General features: G+C 74.1%; 23 protein-coding genes. 10 read left to right on the forward strand and 13 right to left on the reverse strand.

What is annotated here, in order from left to right; genetic code table 11:
- Positions 1–288 (reverse strand): pirin family protein (locus ACFVVL_RS33740; RefSeq protein WP_387682074.1); only part of this gene is annotated, 288 nt, incomplete at its 3' end.
- A 142-nt stretch (positions 289–430) separates the two neighbouring features.
- On the reverse strand, positions 431–1,114 hold the full coding sequence (gene rpe / locus ACFVVL_RS33745; protein WP_380298579.1) for a ribulose-phosphate 3-epimerase: 684 nt from the start codon (positions 1,112–1,114) through the stop codon (positions 431–433).
- Between the two features lie 241 nt (positions 1,115–1,355).
- Between rpe and ACFVVL_RS33750 the strand changes: the two genes are divergently transcribed.
- Entirely contained in the window at positions 1,356–2,216 is an 861-nt protein-coding gene (locus ACFVVL_RS33750) for a hypothetical protein (RefSeq protein WP_380298577.1), read from the forward strand.
- Positions 2,217–2,256: 40 nt separating this feature from the next.
- Here the strand turns inward: ACFVVL_RS33750 and ACFVVL_RS33755 are convergent, their stop codons facing one another.
- From ACFVVL_RS33755 to ACFVVL_RS33775, 5 genes are all read right to left on the reverse strand, one after another.
- Complete coding sequence (locus tag ACFVVL_RS33755; RefSeq protein ID WP_387682078.1) at positions 2,257–2,805, reverse strand: DUF4188 domain-containing protein; 549 nt, start codon at positions 2,803–2,805, stop codon at positions 2,257–2,259.
- A gap of 184 nt (positions 2,806–2,989) precedes the next feature.
- Complete coding sequence (locus ACFVVL_RS33760) at positions 2,990–4,537, reverse strand: FAD-dependent oxidoreductase (protein WP_387682080.1); 1,548 nt, start codon at positions 4,535–4,537, stop codon at positions 2,990–2,992.
- A gap of 313 nt (positions 4,538–4,850) precedes the next feature.
- Positions 4,851–5,837 (reverse strand): aldo/keto reductase, encoded by a 987-nt coding sequence (locus ACFVVL_RS33765; RefSeq protein WP_387682083.1) that lies wholly within the window; start codon positions 5,835–5,837, stop codon positions 4,851–4,853.
- Between the two features lie 79 nt (positions 5,838–5,916).
- Positions 5,917–6,741, reverse strand: coding sequence for an ABC transporter permease (locus ACFVVL_RS33770; RefSeq protein WP_380294082.1), 825 nt, complete (start codon positions 6,739–6,741; stop codon positions 5,917–5,919).
- Positions 6,738–7,895, reverse strand: a complete 1,158-nt coding sequence (locus ACFVVL_RS33775; RefSeq protein ID WP_387682086.1) for an ATP-binding cassette domain-containing protein — start codon at positions 7,893–7,895, stop codon at positions 6,738–6,740. Before ACFVVL_RS33775 ends, ACFVVL_RS33770 begins: the two co-directional genes overlap by 4 nt.
- Before the next feature lie 109 nt (positions 7,896–8,004).
- Between ACFVVL_RS33775 and ACFVVL_RS33780 the strand changes: the two genes are divergently transcribed.
- From ACFVVL_RS33780 to ACFVVL_RS33790, 3 genes are all read left to right on the forward strand, one after another.
- Positions 8,005–8,775, forward strand: coding sequence for a TetR/AcrR family transcriptional regulator (locus ACFVVL_RS33780; RefSeq protein WP_387682089.1), 771 nt, complete (start codon positions 8,005–8,007; stop codon positions 8,773–8,775).
- Between the two features lie 118 nt (positions 8,776–8,893).
- Positions 8,894–10,042 (forward strand): serine hydrolase domain-containing protein, encoded by a 1,149-nt coding sequence (locus ACFVVL_RS33785; protein ID WP_387682092.1) that lies wholly within the window; start codon positions 8,894–8,896, stop codon positions 10,040–10,042.
- A 79-nt stretch (positions 10,043–10,121) separates the two neighbouring features.
- Positions 10,122–11,345, forward strand: a complete 1,224-nt coding sequence (locus ACFVVL_RS33790) for a hypothetical protein (protein ID WP_387682095.1) — start codon at positions 10,122–10,124, stop codon at positions 11,343–11,345.
- Between the two features lie 21 nt (positions 11,346–11,366).
- Here ACFVVL_RS33790 and ACFVVL_RS33795 read toward each other — a convergent pair whose 3' ends face one another.
- The 3 genes from ACFVVL_RS33795 to ACFVVL_RS33805 form a co-directional block, all read right to left on the reverse strand.
- Positions 11,367–11,966: a hypothetical protein gene (locus tag ACFVVL_RS33795; protein WP_380294075.1), complete on the reverse strand. Its 600-nt coding sequence runs from the start codon at positions 11,964–11,966 to the stop codon at positions 11,367–11,369.
- A 62-nt stretch (positions 11,967–12,028) separates the two neighbouring features.
- Entirely contained in the window at positions 12,029–12,838 is an 810-nt protein-coding gene (locus tag ACFVVL_RS33800) for an alpha/beta fold hydrolase (protein ID WP_380294073.1), read from the reverse strand.
- 91 nt (positions 12,839–12,929) lie between these two features.
- The gene (locus tag ACFVVL_RS33805) at positions 12,930–13,358 is read right to left on the reverse strand and encodes an ATP-binding protein (protein ID WP_380294071.1); all 429 of its coding nucleotides are present in this window, start codon (positions 13,356–13,358) and stop codon (positions 12,930–12,932) included.
- A gap of 170 nt (positions 13,359–13,528) precedes the next feature.
- On the opposite strand from ACFVVL_RS33805, the gene ACFVVL_RS33810 reads away from it, so the two are divergent.
- Both ACFVVL_RS33810 and ACFVVL_RS33815 read left to right on the forward strand, forming a co-directional pair.
- Positions 13,529–14,389 carry a helix-turn-helix domain-containing protein gene (locus ACFVVL_RS33810; RefSeq protein ID WP_380294069.1) on the forward strand — a complete coding sequence of 287 codons (861 nt, stop codon included), beginning with the start codon at positions 13,529–13,531 and terminating at the stop codon, positions 14,387–14,389.
- Positions 14,386–14,619, forward strand: coding sequence for a DUF397 domain-containing protein (locus ACFVVL_RS33815; protein WP_380294067.1), 234 nt, complete (start codon positions 14,386–14,388; stop codon positions 14,617–14,619). The genes ACFVVL_RS33810 and ACFVVL_RS33815 overlap by 4 nt, the downstream gene beginning before the upstream one ends.
- Before the next feature lie 58 nt (positions 14,620–14,677).
- Here the strand turns inward: ACFVVL_RS33815 and ACFVVL_RS33820 are convergent, their stop codons facing one another.
- Positions 14,678–15,604 (reverse strand): GNAT family N-acetyltransferase, encoded by a 927-nt coding sequence (locus ACFVVL_RS33820; RefSeq protein WP_387682100.1) that lies wholly within the window; start codon positions 15,602–15,604, stop codon positions 14,678–14,680.
- 154 nt (positions 15,605–15,758) lie between these two features.
- Here ACFVVL_RS33820 and ACFVVL_RS33825 point away from each other — a divergent pair, with 154 nt between their 5' ends.
- Positions 15,759–16,160 (forward strand): SSI family serine proteinase inhibitor, encoded by a 402-nt coding sequence (locus ACFVVL_RS33825; RefSeq protein ID WP_387682103.1) that lies wholly within the window; start codon positions 15,759–15,761, stop codon positions 16,158–16,160.
- A gap of 84 nt (positions 16,161–16,244) precedes the next feature.
- Positions 16,245–16,610 (forward strand): hypothetical protein, encoded by a 366-nt coding sequence (locus ACFVVL_RS33830; RefSeq protein WP_380294064.1) that lies wholly within the window; start codon positions 16,245–16,247, stop codon positions 16,608–16,610.
- A 22-nt stretch (positions 16,611–16,632) separates the two neighbouring features.
- On the opposite strand, the gene ACFVVL_RS33835 is transcribed toward ACFVVL_RS33830, so the two are convergent.
- Positions 16,633–16,836 (reverse strand): hypothetical protein, encoded by a 204-nt coding sequence (locus ACFVVL_RS33835; protein WP_380294063.1) that lies wholly within the window; start codon positions 16,834–16,836, stop codon positions 16,633–16,635.
- A gap of 166 nt (positions 16,837–17,002) precedes the next feature.
- Between ACFVVL_RS33835 and ACFVVL_RS33840 the strand changes: the two genes are divergently transcribed.
- Positions 17,003–17,983, forward strand: a complete 981-nt coding sequence (locus tag ACFVVL_RS33840) for a threonine/serine dehydratase (RefSeq protein WP_387682107.1) — start codon at positions 17,003–17,005, stop codon at positions 17,981–17,983.
- A 220-nt stretch (positions 17,984–18,203) separates the two neighbouring features.
- Positions 18,204–18,662 carry a hypothetical protein gene (locus ACFVVL_RS33845; protein WP_387682110.1) on the forward strand — a complete coding sequence of 153 codons (459 nt, stop codon included), beginning with the start codon at positions 18,204–18,206 and terminating at the stop codon, positions 18,660–18,662.
- 9 nt (positions 18,663–18,671) lie between these two features.
- On the opposite strand, the gene ACFVVL_RS33850 is transcribed toward ACFVVL_RS33845, so the two are convergent.
- On the reverse strand, positions 18,672–20,036 hold the full coding sequence (locus ACFVVL_RS33850; RefSeq protein ID WP_380294059.1) for an FAD-dependent oxidoreductase: 1,365 nt from the start codon (positions 20,034–20,036) through the stop codon (positions 18,672–18,674).
- Between the last annotated feature and the right edge of the window lie 11 nt (positions 20,037–20,047).

The following is a 20,047-nucleotide window of genomic DNA, read 5'->3' on the forward strand; positions in this document are numbered from 1 at the left end:
GTCGCGGTGCAGGACCTCGCCCGCGTGCAGCCAGCTGACCGTCTGCAGGCCCATGTGCGGGTGCGGGGGCACCTGCATGCCCGGCTCGTCCGCGATGTCGTCCGGGCCGTAGTGGTCCACGAAGCACCATGCCCCCACCATCCGCCGCCCCAGGTTCGGGAGGAGGCGGCGGACGACGGTGCTCTCGCCGAGGGGCACCCGGCGGGCGGCCAGCAGGTCACGGACCGGGCCGGTGCCGCGCTCGCCGCCGCAGGTGGTCGGGGCGGGCTTGGCGTCGAGGTTGCTCATGGGGCGGTCACCGCCGTGCGCAGGGGCCGGGAGGGGGCGGGGGGCCGCCGCCCCGGCCGGAGGGGTCGTCGCCACGATCCTCCGTCAGGGCGCGGCGATCCTCCACCCGGGACGGGCCACCCGGGACCGGCCGGCCGGAGGCTCAGTGCCCGCAGGCCCACCAGGCGTCGGCGCTCGCGCCCTCGGCGAGGGTGCGCAGCTTGGCGACCGCCTCGGCCGGGTCCTCGGCGCCGTACACCGCCGAACCGGCGACGAAGACGTCCGCGCCGGCCTCGGCGCAGCGCTCGATGGTGCTCGCCGAGACGCCGCCGTCGACCTGGAGCCACAGCTCAAGGCCGTGCTTGGCGATCAGCTGCCTGGTCCGGCGGATCTTCGGCAGCATGATGTCCAGGAACGCCTGGCCGCCGAAGCCCGGCTCGACGGTCATGATCAGCAGCATGTCCAGCTCGGGCAGCAGGTCCTCGTAGGGCTCGATCGGCGTGGCCGGCTTGAGCGCCATCGAGGCGCGGGCGCCCTTGGCCCGGATCTCGCGGGCCAGCCGGACGGGCGCGGCGGCGGCCTCGACGTGGAAGGTGACCGAGCCGGCGCCCGCCTCGACGTACTGGGGGGCCCAGCGGTCCGGGTCCTCGATCATCAGGTGGCAGTCGAGCGGGGTGGTGGTGGCCCGGGCCAGCGATTCGACGACCGGGACGCCGAGCGTCAGGTTGGGCACGAAGTGGTTGTCCATCACGTCGACGTGCAGCCAGTCCGAGCCCCGCACGGCCTCGGCCTCCTGGGCGAGCCGGGCGAAGTCCGCGGACAGGATGCTGGGGTTGATCTGCGCCATGGGGCCTGTTACCTCTTCTTGCCTTCGTGCCGTCTTCCGAGGGATCGGACGCGCGCGGGGCGCATCCCGGCCATCATCTCGTGCGTCGTCGGCCGCGTGTCACCACCGAGACCTCCGCGTGACCGTCATCACACCCCGGGCGGGGTTATCGTGACCGCCGCCGTGGTCATCAGCCAGTACGACCACTAATCAAGAGAACACCTGTGCGGCGTACCCGCTCCCTCCCGAGGAAGGTCCTCCTTTGGCCGATCTCGTCCACCCCGCCCGGGCCCTGTGGTGGCTCTTCGAGCCCGTGCACGCCGTCACCTACTTCACCCCGGAGGGCCTCGGCGCGTTCGAGGCGGTCGGCCTGCGCGGCGCGGCGCGCAGCTACTTCGCCGGCCGCGCGGCCCCGCTCGGCCCGGTGGACGCGACGCCGGTGATCGCCGCGTTCTTCAACTTCGCTCCCGCCCCGATCGAGCGCGCGCTGCCCGCGACCTGGAAGCTGGCCGACCCGGAGACCGCGCTCGCCGCCCGGGCCGCCGGCGCCTCGGCGGCGCTGCAGCGGCTGCTGGAGCACGTCGACCCGGCGCTGATCGAACTGGCGACCGACCTCCTGGAGGACGCCGTCACCCGCCTGGACTGCGCCGGCCGGGTCCTGGCCTCCGCCAACGCCGCCCTCCCCCGCCCGGCCGACCTGCACGGCCGGCTCTGGCAGGCCGCCACCGTGATGCGCGAGCACCGCGGCGACGGCCACATCGCCGCCCTGATCTCGGCGGGTCTCGACGGCTGCGAGGCGCTGGTGGTCCGGTGCGCCCTGGACGTGCGGCGCGAGGCCCTGCAGCCCTTCCGCGGCTGGACCGACGACGAGTGGGACGCGGCGACGGCCCGGCTGACCGAACGCGGCTGGCTCACCGAACGCGGCACCATCACCGAGTGCGGACGCATCCGCCACCAGTCCCTGGAGGCGGCCACCGACCTCGCCGCCGCCCGGGTCTGGGAGGACCACCCGCGCGCCGACCTCGACCGGCTCGCCGCCGCCCTCAAGCCGATCTCGGCCCTCTGTCGCACCGCACTGCCCCCGATCAACCCGATCGGCCTGCCGGCCACCACCACCGCCTGACGTTCCCCCGGCGGGGCGGCGGGGTCGGCCGGGACGGCGGTTACTCCGCCGCCCCCGCCGACCCTGACACCCCCGCCGCCCCCGCCGCCGCGTCGTCCGAACGGAAGGCGAACCGCTGCCTGGCGCTGCGCCCGCGGCTCTCCACCGGCAGCACCCCGGTCGCACCCGCGAGCCCGAACGGCGGCATGTCGAAGTACACGCACTCGTACGACCCCTCCGGCACGACGTACGCCTCGTGCCAGAGCCCGACCCGCCCGCGCAGCCGGCCGTCCTTGAGCTTCCGGTTGGCGATCTTCCACACCCGGTGGTGGAAGGCGTCCGGCGCGCCCGCGTACCGGTACAGCTTCTCCTTGGACTCCCAGTACTGGACCACGTAGTAGGTGCGCGGCGAGCCGGTCAGCAGGACCTTTCCGCGCAGCCCGCGCTCCGGGGCCCCGGCCAGCTCGTGGAGCATCCGGAACATCGCGAGCATCACCGGCAGCCACTGGTGGACGGCCCAGAACCGGTTGATCCGCATCCCGATGAGCAGGACGACGGTCTCCCCCGTCGCGGCCGCGGTGGTGAAGCCCGGAGTCGGTTTCGCGAACACGTCTGCCCCCAGCCGGTCGGCTCCCTCCGGCCCTCCCGCCGCGCTTGCTACCCGCGGGTAGAGGCCGATGTAAGCGGTGATTAGACCAGCGCGCACCGGGCCGGTCAACCCTTCGCGCAGGTGAAGTCCCGCACGCTCCAACGGGGTTGGCGAACGCCCGGGCCGAAGGGCGTCCGCCTCGGCATCACCCTCCCGCCGGGCCCTGCGCCGGAGCTCCCCACCACCTGGTCAGCGCGGCCTCCAACGACCGCCGGTCCTCCCCGGCCCACGCCACGTGGCCGTCCGGGCGCAGCAGGACGGCGGGGACGTCCAGTTCCGCGCCGGGGTCGGTGACGTGGTCGACGCGGTCGGCCCAGGCGTCCGCCGCGAGCCGGCCGCCGGTGCGGTCGAGGAGCAGCCCCCGGCCGCGGTGCATCAGCGCGTAGAGGCGGCGGTCCCCTGACAGCCGGATGTCGCGCAGGCGCCGGCCGACGAGCTCGTGGTCGACGCCTGCGCCGGCGCCGAGGCCGTCACCGCCGCGACCGTCATCGCCGTCACCGTCACCACCGCGACCGCCACCACCGCGACCGTCACCGCCACCGAGGTCGTACCGGATGTCGAGGGCGGTGATCATCCCGGTCACGTAGCGGTTCACCTCCTCGACCTCCATCAGCCGGGTGAACAGCTCCCGCAGCGCGGTCGGCCCCGACGCACTGCCGAGCAGCGTCATCTGCGCGCGGGTGTTCGTCAGCACGCGGGCACCGACCGGGTGCCGTTCGGCGTGGTAGCTGTCCAGCAGGCCCTCCGGCGCCCGGCCGGCGACCTCGGCGGCGAGCTTCCACCCCAGGTTGAAGGCGTCCTGCACACCGAGGTTGAGGCCCTGCCCGCCGGTCGGCGGGTGGATGTGCGCGGCGTCGCCGGCCAGCAGGACCCGGCCGACCCGGTAGCGCTCGGCCTGGCGGGTGGCGTCACCGAAGCGGGAGAGCCAGTGCGCCGCGCGGGCGCCGAAGTCGGTGCCCGCGACGGCCCGCAGCCGCTCCCTGAACTCCTCCAGCGTGGGCGGCGTCGCCCGGTCCTCGGCGACGCCCGCCGCCGGCACGATCACCCGGGCGACCCCCGGGCGGCCGTCCACGTCGGGGGCCACGCCGAACCGCAGTTCGGTGCGGCGCACCCGCTCCACCACGGCGGCCACCTCGGCCGGGTCCGCGGCCAGTTCCAGGTCGCCGATCAGCGTCTCGACCGTGGAGGGCTCGCCGGGGAAGCCGACACCGAGCGCCTTGCGCACCGTGCTGCGCCCGCCGTCGCAGCCGACCAGGTAGCGCGAGCGCAGCTGCGTGCCGTCCGCCAGGCCGACGCTCACGCCGTCCGCGTCCTGGCTCAGGGCGGTGACCTCGTACCCGCGCCTGATGTCGGTCCCGAGTTCGAGGGCGCGTTCCTCCAGCAGGCGTTCGGTGACCGCCTGCGGGGTGGCCAGTCCGTACGGGTGGGCGGTGTCCAGGCTGTCCGGCCAGGTCGCCATGACACCGCCGAACAGCCCGCCCACCTGGAACTTCTCGCTCACCGCGAGGAAGCGCTCCAGCAACCCCCGCTGGTCCATGATCTCCACGCTGCGCGCGTGCAACCCGCGCCCGCGCGACTCCCCGCCCCGCTCCGGGCGCCGTTCCAGCACGACCACGTCGACGCCGTGCAGCCGCAGCTCACACGCCAGCATCAAACCGGTCGGCCCGCCGCCGACCACGATCACGTCCGTCACCGAAGACCCCGTTCCGTCGTTCCCCTGCATCCACCGATGCATCCACCGATGCATCCACCGATCCGGGCGAAACGCCATGAACTCCGCGAATCCTGCCGTTCCGCCCCGGCCCGGCTCAGGGCGACGATTCTGCGCCTCCCCCACCCCCTTGCCGCAAGGCCCCCCGTGCGCTATACGTTGAGAGTGGCAACGAGTGGAACTCCTCGTTGCCTTTGTCGTTTCCGCCCGGCGCACAGCGGCACCCGCGCCCGCGCCCGCACCCGCACCCGCCGAGGAGCGGGCACGAGCACAGGCGCGGACGTCGGCACCGGCCCTACCAGGCGTAGTCCTCCGGCGCCGGCTTGTGGCCCGGGAAGAGGGTGTCGAGGCGGGCGAGGACCTCGTCGTCGAGCTCGATGCCGAGCGCGCGGACGGCCGCGTCGAGGTGCGCGGGGGTGCGCGGGCCGACGATGGGGGCGGTCACGGCGGGGCGGGAGAGCAGCCAGGCGAGGGCGAGGTCGGCCGGGTGCTCGCCGATCTCGGCGGCGAGGTCCTCATAGGCCTGGATGCGGGGCCGGTTGGCCTCCAGGATCTCGCCGGCATGGGTCATCGCGCCCCGGACGAGGGTGCCCTCGCGCTCCTTGCGCAGCGCTCCGCTGAGGACGCCGCTGCGCAGCGGGGACCACGGGAGCAGGCCGAGGCCGTAGTGCTCGACGGCGGGGACGACCTCCAGCTCGATGGTGCGGTCGAGCAGGTTGTAGAGGGACTGCTCGCTGACCAGGCCGAGGAAGTGGCGGCTGCGGGCGGCCTCCTGGGCCTGGGCGATGTGCCAGCCGGCGAAGTTGCTGGAGCCGACGTAGATGATCTTGCCCTGGGCGACCAGGACCTCCATCGCCTGCCAGATCTCCTCCCAGGGCGTGTCCCGGTCGATGTGGTGCATCTGGTAGAGGTCGATGTGGTCGGTGCCGAGCCGGCGCAGGCTGGCCTCGACGGCGCGGCGGATGGCCAGGGCGGAGAGCCGGCCCTCGTTCGGCCAGTCCCCCATCGGGGCGTAGGCCTTGGTGGCGAGCACGGTGCGCTCGCGGCGGCCGTCGCCCTTGGCGAACCAGCTCCCGATGATCTCCTCGGTGCGACCCCTCCGCCCGCCTTCGGCGTTGCGGCCGTAACTGTTGGAGGTGTCGAAGAAGTTGATGCCCCGTTCGTGGGCGCTGTCCATGATCAGGTGGGCGTCGGACTCCTCGGTGTGCGGGCCGAAGTTCATGGTGCCCAGGCAGAGTCGGGAGACGGTGAGGCCGGTGCGGCCGAGGTGGGTGAACTCCATGGAGCCACCCTGAGCCGCACCGGCCGTGCTGTCCAGCACATTCCGCCCCATGGGACGCGGGTCGGACGGACGAGGGCGGTCAGCGCCCGCGGGTGCCGTGGGTGGCGAACTTCCGCACCGCGAGCGGTCCGCAGAGCAGCAGCAGGAGCGCGCACCAGAGCAGGGCGACCGGGCCGGCGTGCTGCATCGGCCAGGCGGTGGCCGGCGCGGACGGGTTGCCGAACAGCTCGCGTCCGGCCTGGACGACGGCGCTCATCGGGTTCCAGTCGGCGAGCGCGGCCAGCCAGCCGGGCATCCCGCCGGTGGGCACGAAGGCATTGGTGACCATCGCCAACGGGAAGACCGCGACGGCCAGTTGTCCGGCCGCCTCCTCCTTGCCGACGGCCAGGCCGAGCAGCAGGCCGACCCAGGTCATGGCGAACCGGAAGAGCAGCAGCAGGCCGAACGCGCCTGCGGCGTCGCCGGGTCCGCCACGGATCCGCCAGCCGACGGCCAGTCCGACCGCCGCCAGCAGGGCCAGCACCACCAGGCTGACCAGCAGGTCGGCGAGGGTCTGGCCGAGCAGCAGGCCGGTGCGGGAGACCGGCATCGAGCGGAGCCGGTCGGTGACGCCGCGCCCGACGTCGCGGGCGGCGCCGACCATGGTGGGCATGATGCCGTTGACGGCGACCATCGCGAACAGGCCGGGCATCAGGAACTCCCGGTAGCCGCCGGTGGCACCGCCCGGCCCGCTCCCCGCGCCGGGGACGGCGATGGCGCTGCCGAACACGTAGCCGAACACCACCACCAGCACCACGGGCACGCCCAGTGAGGCGGCCAGCAGTCCGGGCGAACGGCGGTAGGCGAGCAGGACGCGGAGCATCGAGGACCAGGTGTCGGTGAGCAGGCGCGCGGGTGCGGTCATCGGGCGGCCCTCCCGGGGGTGTCGGCGGCATCGGCAGCGTCGGCTTCGGCGGCGGCATCGGCAGCGTCGGCTTCGGCGGCGGCATCGGCAGCGTCGGCTTCGGCGGCGGCATCGGCAGCGTCGGCTTCGGCGGCGGTGACAGCATCGGCTGCGGGCGTGTCGGTGGCGCCGGTGAAGTTCCCGTGCCCGGTGAGCGCGAGGAAGACGTCGTCCAGCGAGGGCGGCCTGAGCGCCGCGTCCTGCGCGACCACCCCCACCGCGTCCAACTCCCGCACCAGGCCGGGCAGCAGCACCTCCACCCCGGGCCGGGAGACCGCCTCGATTGTCCGTTCGTCCTGGTCCACCCGCACGTCACCGCTGCCGGTGAGCCCGGCCAGGACGGCGGCGGCCCGGCCGAGTTGGGCGGCGTCGGCGAGGGTGACCGAGATCCGGGTGCCGATCGACGCCTTCAGCCGCCGCGGCGGTCCGGTGGCGATCGCGGCGCCGTGGTCGACGACCACAACGGTGTCGGCGAGCCGGTCGGCCTCCTCCAGGTACTGGGTGGTGAGCAGCACGGTGGTGCCCGCCTCGGCCAACTCCCGCACCGCGTCCCAGATCTGCTGTCGGCTGCGCGGGTCGAGGCCGGTGGTGGGCTCGTCGAGGAAGAGCACCGGCGGGGCGGTGACCAGGCTGGCGACGAGGTCGAGCCGGCGCCGCATGCCGCCGGAGTAGCCGCGGACCAGGCGGTCGGCGGCCTCCGCGAGCCCGAAGCGGTCGAGGAGTTCGCCCGCGCGGACCCGGGCGCCGCGGGCGCCGAGGTGGTGCAGCCGGCCGAGGAGGTGCAGGTTGTCCCGGCCGGTGAGGCCCTCGTCGACGGCGGCGTGCTGGCCGGCCAGGCCGATGCTGCGGCGAACGGCGTCGGGGTCGCGGACCACGTCGTGGCCGGCCACCCGGGCGGTGCCGCGGTCGGGGGCGACCAGGGTGGCGAGGACGCGGACGGCGGTGGTCTTGCCCGCGCCGTTGGGGCCGAGCAGGCCGCAGACGGTGCCGGCCGGGACGGTCAGGTCGAGGCCGCGCAGCGCGCGGGTGGTGCCGAAGCGTTTCTCCACGCCCGCCATCTCGACAGCGACGGCGACGGCGGTGGCGGCGGCATGGTTCCGGACGGTGTCGGGCATGGCTCTGCCCACTCCCCTCACTAGGTACAGCGTACGTAGAAGCACCTGCGAGCGCATCGTACTACGTACGGCGTACGTATCTAAGATGGGAAGCCGAGGTGATCGACCAATGCCGTCCAGCGAGTCCCCGAACAGCAGCTCAGCCCCCGGTGAGCAGCCGGTTCCGCAGCCCGCCCCACAGCCGGGCGAGGCGCCCGAGCTGATCTGGCTGCGCCCCGAGCGCGCCGGCCGCGGCCCCCGCCCGGCCCACAGCCGGACGTCGATCGCCGCCGCCGCCATCGCCATCGCCGACGCGGAGGGCCTGGACGCCGCCTCCATGCGCAGGGTCGCCGCGGCGCTCGGCGCGGGCACCATGTCGCTCTACAACTACGTGCCGAAGAAGGAGCACCTGCTCGACCTCATGCTCGACGCCGTCGCCGGCGAGTACGACTACACCGCCCTCACCCCGACCGGCGACTGCCGCGCCGACCTGCGCCGCCTCGCCCGCGAGCAGCTCGCCACGCTGCGCCGGCACCCCTGGGTGGCGGGCCTGGTGATCGCCCGCCCCGGTCTCGGCCCCAACGCCCTGCGCTACACCGACCACTTCCTGGCCGTCACCGAACCCAGCGGCCTGGACGGCACCGCTCGCCTGGAGGCGCTCGCCCTGCTCAACGGGTTCGTCTGCCAGTACGCGCAGTACGAGCGCACGGCGGCGGCCGGCATCAAGTGGCAAGCGGAACTGGCCGGCTACCTCGGCCGCGCCGCCGCGAGCGGCGCGTACCCGCACCTGACCACCGCGTTCGCCACCGCGGCGCCGACGTCCGCGGACCCGGACGCGGCCTTCGACCGCTCGCTCGACCGCGTCATCACGGCCGTGCTGGCCCCGGTGACGGCGTCCTGAACCCGGCGGCACGGCCCGCCCCCGGGTGACACCGCGTCATTAATCACTTCCCCCGCGCTCCGGCCACCGCCTACCGTGTCCCGGTCGACGATCACGCACCCGGGAGACGGACACCGCCATGCAGCACGACCACCACGGCTGGGCCGACGAGCGCTTCGGCGCGGTCGCCGACACCTTCGCCCGCAACTTCGCCGACTTCCCCGAGCTCGGCGCCGCCGTCACCGTCCACGTGGGCGGCCGCAAGGTGGCCGAGCTGTGGGGCGGCGTCGCGGACGAACGCACCGGCCGGCCCTGGCAGGCGGACACCGTCGTCCCGGTCTTCTCCTGCGCCAAGGCCCTGGTCTCCGTCTCCGCCCACCTGCTCGCCCAGCAGGGCCGCCTCGACCTGGACGCGCCGATCGCCCGCTACTGGCCCGAGTTCGCCCGGGGCGGCAAGCGGACGGTCACCACCCGCATGGTGCTCGCCCACCGCGCCGGCATCCCGGCCCTCGACGCGACCCTGACCTTCGAGGAGATCGCCGCCTGGACGCCGGTCGTCCGCGCGGTCGAGGAGCAGGAGCCGCTCTGGGAGCCGGACACCACGTACGAGTACCACGGGCACGTGTTCGGCTTCGTGGTCGGCGAGGTGATCCGCCGGATCACCGGCCTCACCCCGGGCGCGTACGTCCGCGAGACCTTCGCCGAACCGCTCGGCCTGGACGCCTGGCTGGGCCTGCCCGCCGCCGAACTCCCGCGCCTGGCCCGCCTCTCCGAGGCCGGCGGCCGCCGCCCGATGCCCGGCCCCGAGCACCTGCTCACCCGCATCGTCACGATGAACGGCGCCCTGGTCTTCCCCGGCCTCGACGAGCCGTACGGCTGGAACGACCCGGAGCTGCACGCCATCGAGCTCCCCGGCGCGGGCGCCGTCGCCTCCGCCACCGGCCTCTCCGCCTTCCTCGCCGCCGCCGTCACCGGCCTCGACGACGCCCCGGCCCTGCTCACGCCCGCGACCGTCGCCGACGCCACCCGCGAGGTCTCCTCCGGCGCCGGCTTCCTGGGCTTCGACCTCGGCGGCCGCTGGGGCTCCGGCTTCCTCCTGCCCTCCCCCGCCTTCCGCCCGATGCTCGGCCCGCACAGCTTCGGCAACGACGGCGCCGGCGGCCAGTTCGCCTTCGCCGACCCGCACTTCGGCGTCACCTTCGCCTACACCGCCAACCGCATGATCGGCCACGGCGACCCGCGCGCCGACAACCTCGTCGACGCCGTCCGCACCTCCCTCGGCGCCTGACCCCGGGGCCCGGACGCCCGCCCGTCCGGTCGGCCGCGCCCCTTGTCAGCGGACTCCGGCGCGGTGGACCATGGCGGGCATGGAGGCGGGGGCGGGGGACGCGGCCAGACGGTTCCTCCGGCAGGAGGACGAGCTGGTCCGCCGGCGGCTGTACGGGCTGATGGCGGGCCGCGCGCAGGAGGCGCGGGAGGTCGTCGACGCGCTCCGGCCGTTGCGCCGCAACGCCACCGGTTTCCTGGGCCGGCCGAAGCCGGAAGCCGTCAACGCGCTCCGGATCGCCTGCCGGTGGGGCGTCGAAGGCCACGTCCCGCCCGGCGCCGACGCCATCGGGTACCGGTACGCCTTTCGCGGATCGGCACCCGGCGCGCCGCTCTTCGCACCGTCCGCCGCCGACCGCGAACGCCTCACGCGGGTGAGCCACGGCCGCCTCACCCGCGAGGACTTCGACCGCGCGCTCACCGGCGCGCTCCACCGGGCCCAGTGGCTGGCCGAGCTCTACTCCGGACTGACCGTCGAGCAACCGGTCCTCGACGTCCCGGAAGCCCTGGACCCGCCGCGCCACGGACGGCTCCGCGACGGCATCGTCGGCCGCGCCCTGCGCGAGGAGATCGCCGAACAGCTCGCCGCCGGCCACGCCCTGCGGCGCACCGCGGCCGACGGGCAGCCGACCGCCCCCGCGATCGTCCCGGCGATCCGGGCGTGGGCCGGGGCGACGACCGCCGTACTGGACCACGGCCTGACCAACCCCCGGATCGGCCAAGGCCTGCGGCAGCTGACCGACGGGCTCCGGTACTGCCGCAGGCAGGCCGTTCCCCACCCGGTGGCCGTGGCCGGCGCCCACCTCACCCTCGGCCTGGAATACCTCGAAAAGGTGGACAAGCAGATGCCCGACCACATCGAAGCCTCGGGCCAGGGCCCGCAGCCGGCGCCGGTCACCGTCCACGGCAACGTCGGCGCGATCAACAGCGAGGTGGTCAACAGCCAGTTCGCGGTCGCCGGAGCCGTCCGGGACATCGCCGTCACCATCGACGCCCTCGACCGCGACGGCCGGCGCGAGACCGCGTCCGCCCTCCGGGAGCTCACCGCCGCCGTCCAGCAGGACCGTTCCTTCGCCGAGGACCAGCGCGCCCGGCTCCTCGACCACGTGGCCGATGTCGCCGAAGCCGCCGACGATCCCGGCCGCCCCCGTGCCCTGACCCGCGCCCGCCTCGCCATGGCCGCCCTCACCACGGCCGCCGCCGGCTCCACCCAGCTCGCCCAGGCCCTCACGACCTGGCACGACACCCTCAACCGCTTCTCCTGAGCGGCGCGACCCGCGCTCCGCCTACTCGACGAAGTCGCGCCAGAAGGCGACGGTGGCCACCGGGTCCCAGTCGGCCGGGAGGCCGTAGGAGGCGTCGAACTCGCGGCGGACGTAGTCCACGAGGTCCTCGCCGTAGTGGATGATGTCCGTTCCCCAGACCGACAGCACCGGGTGGCCGTGCGTCCCGCCGCCGGCCGGGAGGAAGCGGTGCCCGTAGAGCGGGACGAGCCGGGGCACCTCGGCCAGCCGGGCCTCGGCGACCGACCGGGCGGCGGAGGCGTCGGCGGGCCGCTCGCCCCAGGACTCGTGCCAGTAGCCGTGGCCGACCGAGGACAGCACGCCGTCGGCCGGCCAGTCGAGGCGGTGGCGCAGGTCGTCGGGGTCGCCGTCGCGCCAGTCCGGCCAGGGCTGCTTCCAGGTGGCGCCGTCCTGCGGGGGCGAGGCGACCGGCAGGCCCGCCGCCAGGAACGCCCGGTGGTCGTCGGCGAAGCGGAAACCGTACGCGGCCTCGATGCGGTCGAACTCCTCGTCGGTGAGTCCGGGCGCGATGGTGCAGCAGTTCGCCTCCCGCAGGCGGCGGGCGGCTTCGGCCCCCAGGCGGGCCGCGTCGTTGATGATCACACCGGGACTCTAACGAGCGTCAGCAGGCGCGCGCCGAGAATTTCACGCCCCCTGTGTGCGCCTCACCCCAGGGCGCGCGGGAGGGTGGTGCGGACCCATTGCTCGGGTTCGGACAGATGCGGAGCGTGACCGGCGTGCGGGTAGACGTGGCGCTCGGGCTTGGGGAGCGAGAGGTCGATCAGGTCGAGGATCTCGCCGTACATCGGCTCGCTGTCGTCGCTCTGGGTGAGGAGGACGCGCTCGGTGAAGCGGTTGAGGGCGGTGAGGTCCAGGTCGAGGGCGTCCGGGTCGCGCAACTCGTCCAGGTACGTCGGCGCGTTGCGGATGTAGGTGTGGCGGACCGGCGCGGGGAGCTGTTCCCACGCCCCCGGGCCGAAGGCGACCGTGTCGACGTAGCGCTCGGCGGCGGACGCCGATTCGGCCTGTTCGAGGAGCTCGCGGACGGCGGAGATCCGTTCGGCGAAGGCGACGCCGAGGGGGCGCAGCTCCGGGTCGGCGAGCAGGGTGCCGGTGGCGGTCGGTTCGTGGACGGCCACGCCGCGCAGCAGGTCGGGGCGGGCGGCGGCGAGGCGCAGGGCGATCAGGCCGCCGTAGGCGTCGCCGCAGACGTAGGCGGGGGCGAGGCCCAGGCCGACGATCAGCGCGGCGAGGTCGGCGGCGTCCTCGTACACGGAACCCTGGGTGAGGAGGTCCTCGCTGCGGCTGTGCCCGCGCCGGTCGTAGGCGACGGCGGTGGTCTCCTCGGCGAGCCCCGGCAGGACGCGTGCCCAGCTGTCGGCGTCGGTCCACGACCCGTGCACCAGCACCAGCCCCGGCCCGGCGCCCCGGGTCTCGTAGTACAGCGCCACCCCGTTCACCCTGATCTCGGCCATCACGAGCCTCCCGACCTCGGTCGTGCACCGGCACAGCCCCACCCACCAGCGTGACACACCCCCGTCACGGCGGTCGGATGAGCGGAGGCGGTCACGGAGGGCAGCGGCTGTCGAGCAGCACCCGCACCCACACGCGCTTGCCGCAACCCCGGCGGGCGATGACGCCGAAGTCCAAGGCGAGTTGGCGGACCAGGTCGATGCCGCGGCCGCCTTCGTTGAAGCGGCGCGGCCGGCGCTCCTGGAGCGGGAGGTCGTAGCGCGGGTCCCAGACTTCGAGCCGGCAGTCGCCGTCGAACTCCTGGAGGTAGAGCCGGACTTCGCCGTGCCCGTGGCAGGCGTGCACGACGGCGTTGGTGACCAGTTCGGAGGCGATGAGGACGAGGTCGTCCACCCGGTCCCCGGCCCAGCCCCAGGAGGTGAGCTGGTCGCGGACGTGGCGGCGAGCGGCCCGCACCGAGGTCCCGTGCTCGGTGAGGGAGGCCTCCCAGGTGCGGAGGGCGGGTCTGTGGAAGGTGGACATGGCGAGGCCCCTTCGGGAGCGTGTCCGTTCGGTCACGTTGAGTGTGGGGCATCCAAAATCGAAACTGCAACATCATTGCTCGAAGAAATTAATTGATCTTGGAACGGACTTGAGCGCGCGCCCCCGGTCTGGTGAGACTGGACCTCCATACCCGAAGGGAGGAGCGCCACTTGAGCAAGCAACTGTCGGCGATCAGGCAGATCCGCCTCGGCGACGAGCTGCGCGCCTGGCGGCTGGAGAACAACAGGACCCTCGTCGACATGACGGCGGGCCTGAGGGGCTGGAGCCCCGGTCGACTGAGCAGAATCGAACGGGCTCAGCAGCCGATCAGCCGCGCCGACCTCACCAAGCTGCTCGACCATGCCGGTGTCACGGGCCAGGATCGCGAGGATCTGGAGAGCCTGCTCGGGGACGGCCCGCCCAAGCAGTGGTGGCGCGACCTGGACTACGCCGAGACCATCACGCCGGCCTTCGCCGAGTACCTGGCGCTGGAAGCCGATGCCTCGCACATACTGAACTACTTCCCGTCGGCGTTCCCCGGTCTCGTCCAGACCGAGGGCTACGCGCGCGAGATGATCGCAGCGGGCGTCGACGCGCCCAACGACGAACTCGTCGAGGCCGGAGCCGAGGTTCGCGTGCTCCGCCAACGCAGGCTGACCGAGGAACCCCGGCTCGACTTCCAGGCCTACTTCGGTGAAGTCGCGCTGCTCATCGCGGGCGACCAGGCGGTACTGGCCGACCAGATCCGACACGCGATCGAGGTCGCCGACTATCCGAACGTCACCCTGCGCATGGTGCCGCTGAATGCCGGCCGGCCTGGGGTTCTTGCCTCAGGAATCACCCTGATGCGGTTCCCTGACGACCACTCCGAAGGCTTCGTCTTCGTGGAGGCCATCGGCGGTATGCTCCCCAGGAGAACGGGACGCGACGTCAAGCGAGCCGAGAGAACCTTCGTGCGCGTCGAGCAGTTCGCGCTGTCGCCGGAAGAGACCATCGCCGCCCTCGAACGCAAGCTGGAAGAGCTGACGTGAGCAACAAGCACGACCCCTACGCCCACAACCCGGCCGACGCCGAGTGGTCCAAGTCCCCTTTCTCCGCCGAAGGCAACGGCGACTGCGTGATCATCGCCCGCTTCCCCAACGGCGACGTCTGGCTCGGCGACGACAAGAACCCCGACCGGCCCCACCTCGCCTTCGACCACGCCGAGTGGGCCGCCTTCGTCAAGGCCGTCGAATCCCGCTCCCCCGACTTCACCGCCTGACCGCCCGGCCCGGAGTGGGAAGTCGGACCCGCCGACTTCCCACTCCCCCGCGCACCGCCTACTCGACGCCGAGCGCCTTGCCGTACACCGCGGAGCTCCGACGGACCGTCATGCCCACCCGCTGGTACAGCGACAGCGCCCCCGTCTCCGAGTGCGTCCACAACGTGCACGTGCGGCGGCCCTCGCGGTAGAACGCCCGGAACGACGCCTGCAGCAGCGTGCGGGCGATCCCCCGGTTGCGGTGGTCCCTCCGGACCGCGACCCGCTCGACGTACCCCTCCCCGGTGTCCGGGACGTCCAGCGCCAGCACGGCGCCGACCATCTCGCCGCCCGCGAACGCCACCTGCGAGAGCTCCGGCGCGAACGAGTCCAGCTCGACCGTGTGCCGGGCCCACTCCTCGTAGGACTTCCGCCGCTTCTGCCACTCGTCGAACGCGTCCTCGGTGAGGCGGTACGCGGCCCGCTCGTCACCGGGCCGGAAGCAGCGCAGCGTGATCCCGGGCGGCGGACCGGCCACCACGGGTTCGTCGGTCATCTCGATCTCCAGCAGCCACTGGGTGACGAACGGCTCGTACCCCCGCGCGCGCAACAGTTCCATCGCCCCCCGATCGCCGTCCGAGACCGTCTGGCTGAGCCGTTCACCACCCATCTGCCGTGCCCGCGCCTCGGCCCAGCCCAGCAGGGCGCTCCCCAGCCCCCTCCCCCGGTGCTCGGGGTGGACGTCCACCGCACTGCGCCGGCCGCCGTGCACCCAGGCCCGGCCGGCGAGGCGCTCCGCCGCGTCGTACACCAGCACCGTGTCGAGGGCCGGGTCGAGGCCGGGCAGGGTGAGGTCCGCGGCGATGCGGTCGGGTTCGGTGTCCGGACAGCCCAGGACCTCGCGCTCGCGGGCGGCGACCAGCTCGTAGATCGCGGGCGCGTCGGCGACGGTCGCCGCGCGCCACGCGTAGGAGGCCGGGAACAAGGACGAAGACGGATCAGCCATGAACCGACTCTGTGCCAACCGATCACGTGTTGTCGACCCGAATGCAACATCGCACCGAAATCCGCCGATCACTCGGGAAGTCGGCCCCGCCGACTTCCCACTCCGGCGCCTCCACCGGCCGTGACCTGCCCACCGGAGGGTCGTTGCGCCGGGCGTGAAGACGACCCGAGCCCTCGCCCTCCTCGCGACCGCCCTGTTCACCCCAGGCCTCGCAGGCACCGCCCACGCCATCACCCCCGTCCCCGTCGCCGGTCTGCGGCTCACGGTGGCGCACGGCCCGACACCCGCCGCCGGCACGCCGCACGTCGTCACCCTCGACTGCCCGCCGGACGCCGTCACCACCCACCCCGACCCGTTCACCGCCTGCCGGCTGCTCGACTCCGTCGACGGCGACCTCTCGCGGCTGGACGTCGATCCCGGCGTCTGCACCGACCTGTACGACCCCTACACCGTCACCGCCACCGGCACCTACCAGGGCCGGCGGATCGCCTTCCAGCACACCTACGGCAACCACTGCGTCCTGCTGCGCACCACCGGCGCGTTCTTCGACTTCTGATCCCGACCCCGTCGACAGCCGGGGAGAGCGGACCTGGGATGCTCTCCCCGGTCGTCGATCGCACGGGAACCGGGGGGAACGGGCATGGAGAACGGGGAGATCGGGGCGCTCCTGCGGGAGCGCGACGCGCGGGCGTGGCGGCGGGCCGAGGGCGCGTGGGGCCGGGGCGTGCACCTGCTGGGGCTGCTGGCGCTCGGCGCGTGGCTGTGGGCGGTCGGGCTCGCCTTCGTCCCGGCCACGCACGAGTTCCCGGACGGCACCGCGGTGGACTGCGGCTCGCCGATGTTCTACGAGTACCGCGGGGGCCGGGAGTACACCCACTGCGCGGCCGTCACGGGCGGTCGGATGCGCGACGCGGTCGGCGTCGGGCTGGTGACCCTGCCGCTCTCGGTGGTCTGGCTCTGGCGGACGGTCGGCATGCGCCTGGAGCGGATCGAGGGCCGGCTCTGAGCAGACCGGTCACCGCCACCCGTCAGCCCCCGTCGCCGGATCCGTCGCCACCGCTGCTCACCTGACGGCGCTGGGCCTTCTGGTAGCTGCGCACGGCCCGCCCGGCGCCGACGGTGGCGGCCGCCACGGCCCGGGTCCAGCGGGGGCCGCCGCGGTCGGCCCACACCACGCAGACGCAGCCCCCGATGGTGAGGGCCAGGATGCCGATCAGCACCGCTCCGATCATGTCGTCCGTCTCCGTTCCTCGTTCTCGTACGGTCGATGGTGGTGATGCTCCCAGGCGGGGCACCGGTTCCACCACCTTGGCGGGCCGGGCCGGTGTTTCGTACGGTACGCACGGGACGCCGTGCGAACACGGCGGGACGTGGACGTGGACGTGGAGGCGGCGCGCGATGAGGCACGAGCTCGGCTACGACGACATCCGGGCGGCCGCGGAGCGGATCGCGGGGCGCGTGCGGCCCGTGGCGCTCGCGCCGGGCGGGGACGGGGACAGGGACGGGGACGACCGGCGGTGGCTGGCCCTGGAGTACCTGCAGCACACCGGCTCGTTCAAGGCGCGCGGGGCGCAGAACTTCCTCCAGGCTCACCGGGAGGCCGGATCGCTCCCGGAGGCCGGGGTCACCATCGCCTCCGGTGGCAACGCCGGGCTGGCGTGCGCGTGGGCGGCGCGGCAGCAGGGCGTGCGGGCCACCGTGTTCCTGCCCGCCGACGCGCCGGGCGTGAAGGTCGCCCGGCTGCGCTCCTACGGGGCGGACGTCCGGCTGGTCGGCGCGGAGTACGCCGAGGCGCTGGCCGCCTGCGAGGAGTTCGCCGCCGCGAGCGGCGCGCTGGCGAGCCACGCCTACGACCACCCGCTGATCGCGGCGGGTGCGGGCACCCTGCTGGAGGAGATCCACGAGCGGCTGCCCGGGCTGGACACGGTGCTGGTCGCGGTGGGCGGCGGCGGGCTGTTCGCGGGGGTGGCCGCGGCCGCCCGGGAGCACGGCGTCCGGGTGGTGGCGGTCGAGCCGGAGGGCTCCCGCGCGCTGCACGCCGCCGTCGCGGCGGGCGCGCCGGTGGACGTCGCGGTCGACTCGGTGGCCGCCGACTCCCTCGGCGCCCGCCGCGCCACCTCCCTCGCCGTGGACGCGACGCGCCACGACGGCGTGCGTTCCGTGCTCGTCCCGGACGCGGCGATCGTCCGGGCCCGGCGGGCGCTCTGGGAGGAGCGCCGGATCGCGGTCGAGCACGGCGCCGCCACCGCCCTCGCCGCCCTGCCCGACGGGCCGGACGACGCCCACGGCTACCGCCCCGCCGCCGACGAGCGGGTCTGCGTCGTCCTGTGCGGCGCCAACACCGACCCGGCCACCCTCACCACCCCGGCGTCCGCCTAGCACCGGGGACCGGAAGCGGGAGCCCGGAGCCGGGAGCCCGGAGCGCCGGCGGGGCGCACGATCCGGAGCGCGCGCCTCTTCTGTCGGACGCATCGTCCGGCCGCTAGAGTCGCGCCCATGTCGACCGATACGCCGGACAACCACCCACGCCGCGGCCTGTCGTAGGCACCCGCTAACGTGTCGCCCGTCCCGCCCGCTCCAGCCCGACCGGAGGTCGCCCGTGGCCCGGCTCCACGTCCGCAGCGGCGTCAACCCCGACGACCCGGACGCGCCCGTGGTGGTGCTGATCGTCGACCCGGACGGCCCGCCCGGGGAGCGGGCCGTCGCCGAGCTGGGCTCGTACGGCTACGAGGGGGACGGCGCGTTCTTCCTGCTGCCCACCGACGGCTGGGCGGAGCACACGCTCGACGGTGGGCGGCTGACCGTCGAGGTGGCGGTGTACCCCTTCACCCTGCAGCAGATCGGTGCCGATCCGGAGGCCTTCCCGGAGCGCTCGTCCGCCGAGCCCGAAGCGGTGGTGGTGCTGCGCGCGGACGCGTCGGTCGACCCGGAGCTCTGGGCCCGGGCCGACGACGCGACCGCCGTGTTCACCGCCGGAGCGGGGCTCGCCCCGGACGAGGTGCCGGCCGGTGAGGACGCGTGGCCGCTCGTCCTCGCCCCGCCGCCCGTCGCGCGGTGACGGAGCCGGTCAGGCCCCGCTGCGCCGGAGCATCTCGTCCCGCTCCACCACCTTGACCCGCTCGCGCCCCTCGGCCGCGCCCAGCGCGCGCTCGTGGGCGTCGAGTTCGTGCCAGCCCTGCCAGGTGGTGAACCGCACCCCGCGGTCCTCCAGGTGGGCGACGACCGCCTGCGGCTCGGGTTCCACGGCGCCGGGCAGCCGGCCCTCGGTGTGGTCGGCGAGCAGGCAGGCGACGGTCTCGTTGGCGTCACCCTTGGTGTGCCCGATGAGGCCGACCGGCCCGCGCTTGATCCAGCCGGTCACGTAGACGGCCTCCTGGTGCGAGCCGTCGGCGGCGAGCACCCGGCCGGCCGCGTTGGGGACGGTGCCGGAGACCGGGTCGAACGGCAGCTTGGGCAGCTCGTCGGAGTAGTAGCCGATCGCCCGGTAGACGGACTGCACGTCCCAGTCGGTGAACCGGCCGGTGCCGCGCACGTTGCCGGTGCCGTCGAGCTCGGTGCGCTCGGTGCGCAGCCCGCTCACCCGGCCGTCCTCGCCCAGCACCTCCACCGGGGACTCGAAGAAGTGCAGGTAGAGCCGGTGCGGGCGGTCGCCGACGTCGCGGATGGCCCAGTTCTCGATGGTCGAGGCGACCATGTCGACGTGCTTGGCGCCACGCCGCTCGGCGATCGAGCCGTCGTCGTACTCGATGTCCTCGGGGTTGACGATCACCTCGATGTTCGGCGAGTGGTCGAGCTCGCGCAGCTCCATCGGGCTGAACTTGGCCTGGGCCGGGCCGCGGCGGCCGAAGACGTGCACCTCCAGGGCCCGGTTGCGCTTGAGGCCCTCGTACACGTTCGGCGGGATCTCGGTGGGCAGCAGCTCGTCGGCGGTCTTGGCGAGGATGCGGGCGACGTCCAGGGCGACGTTGCCGGCGCCGAGCACGGCGACCTTCTCGGCCTCCAGCGGCCAGGTGCGCGGCACGTCGGGGTGGCCGTCGTACCAGGAGACGAAGTCGGCGGCGCCGTAGGAGCCGTCGAGCCCGACACCGGGGATGTCGAGCGCGCGGTCGGCCATCGCGCCGGTGGAGAAGACCACGGCGTCGTAGAAGCGGTGCAGGTCGTCCAGCGTGAGGTCGGACGGGTAGTCGACGTTGCCGAACAAACGTATCTGCGGCTTGTCCAGCACCTGGTGGAGCGCGGTGATGATCCCCTTGATCCGCGGGTGGTCGGGCGCCACGCCGTACCGGATCAGTCCGAACGGCGCGGGCATCCGCTCGAAGAGGTCGATGGAGACCCCGGGCTGCTGGGCGGCGTCGGACTTCAGCAGGGCGTCGGCGGCGTAGATGCCGGCGGGGCCGGCGCCGACGATCGCGACGCGGATCGGGCGGGTCATGGCGGGGCGAT

The sequence above is a fragment of the Kitasatospora sp. NPDC058115 genome, assembly GCF_042884635.1.
Taxonomy (GTDB): domain Bacteria; phylum Actinomycetota; class Actinomycetes; order Streptomycetales; family Streptomycetaceae; genus Kitasatospora.

Excerpts from the sequence above, each read along its gene's own strand:
- ACFVVL_RS33790 (WP_387682095.1), top strand. The coding sequence starts at position 10,122 with ATGGAGGCGGGGGCGGGGGACGCGGCCAGACGGTTCCTCCGGCAGGAG.
- ACFVVL_RS33820 (WP_387682100.1), bottom strand. The coding sequence starts at position 15,604 with ATGGCTGATCCGTCTTCGTCCTTGTTCCCGGCCTCCTACGCGTGGCGC.
- ACFVVL_RS33765 (WP_387682083.1), bottom strand. The coding sequence starts at position 5,837 with ATGGAGTTCACCCACCTCGGCCGCACCGGCCTCACCGTCTCCCGACTC.
- ACFVVL_RS33805 (WP_380294071.1), bottom strand. The coding sequence starts at position 13,358 with ATGTCCACCTTCCACAGACCCGCCCTCCGCACCTGGGAGGCCTCCCTC.
- ACFVVL_RS33850 (WP_380294059.1), bottom strand. The coding sequence starts at position 20,036 with ATGACCCGCCCGATCCGCGTCGCGATCGTCGGCGCCGGCCCCGCCGGC.
- ACFVVL_RS33800 (WP_380294073.1), bottom strand. The coding sequence starts at position 12,838 with ATGGCCGAGATCAGGGTGAACGGGGTGGCGCTGTACTACGAGACCCGG.
- ACFVVL_RS33780 (WP_387682089.1), top strand. The coding sequence starts at position 8,005 with ATGCCGTCCAGCGAGTCCCCGAACAGCAGCTCAGCCCCCGGTGAGCAG.
- ACFVVL_RS33785 (WP_387682092.1), top strand. The coding sequence starts at position 8,894 with ATGCAGCACGACCACCACGGCTGGGCCGACGAGCGCTTCGGCGCGGTC.
- ACFVVL_RS33830 (WP_380294064.1), top strand. The coding sequence starts at position 16,245 with ATGGAGAACGGGGAGATCGGGGCGCTCCTGCGGGAGCGCGACGCGCGG.
- ACFVVL_RS33835 (WP_380294063.1), bottom strand. The coding sequence starts at position 16,836 with ATGATCGGAGCGGTGCTGATCGGCATCCTGGCCCTCACCATCGGGGGC.
- ACFVVL_RS33775 (WP_387682086.1), bottom strand. The coding sequence starts at position 7,895 with ATGCCCGACACCGTCCGGAACCATGCCGCCGCCACCGCCGTCGCCGTC.
- ACFVVL_RS33840 (WP_387682107.1), top strand. The coding sequence starts at position 17,003 with ATGAGGCACGAGCTCGGCTACGACGACATCCGGGCGGCCGCGGAGCGG.
- rpe (WP_380298579.1), bottom strand. The coding sequence starts at position 1,114 with ATGGCGCAGATCAACCCCAGCATCCTGTCCGCGGACTTCGCCCGGCTC.
- ACFVVL_RS33770 (WP_380294082.1), bottom strand. The coding sequence starts at position 6,741 with ATGACCGCACCCGCGCGCCTGCTCACCGACACCTGGTCCTCGATGCTC.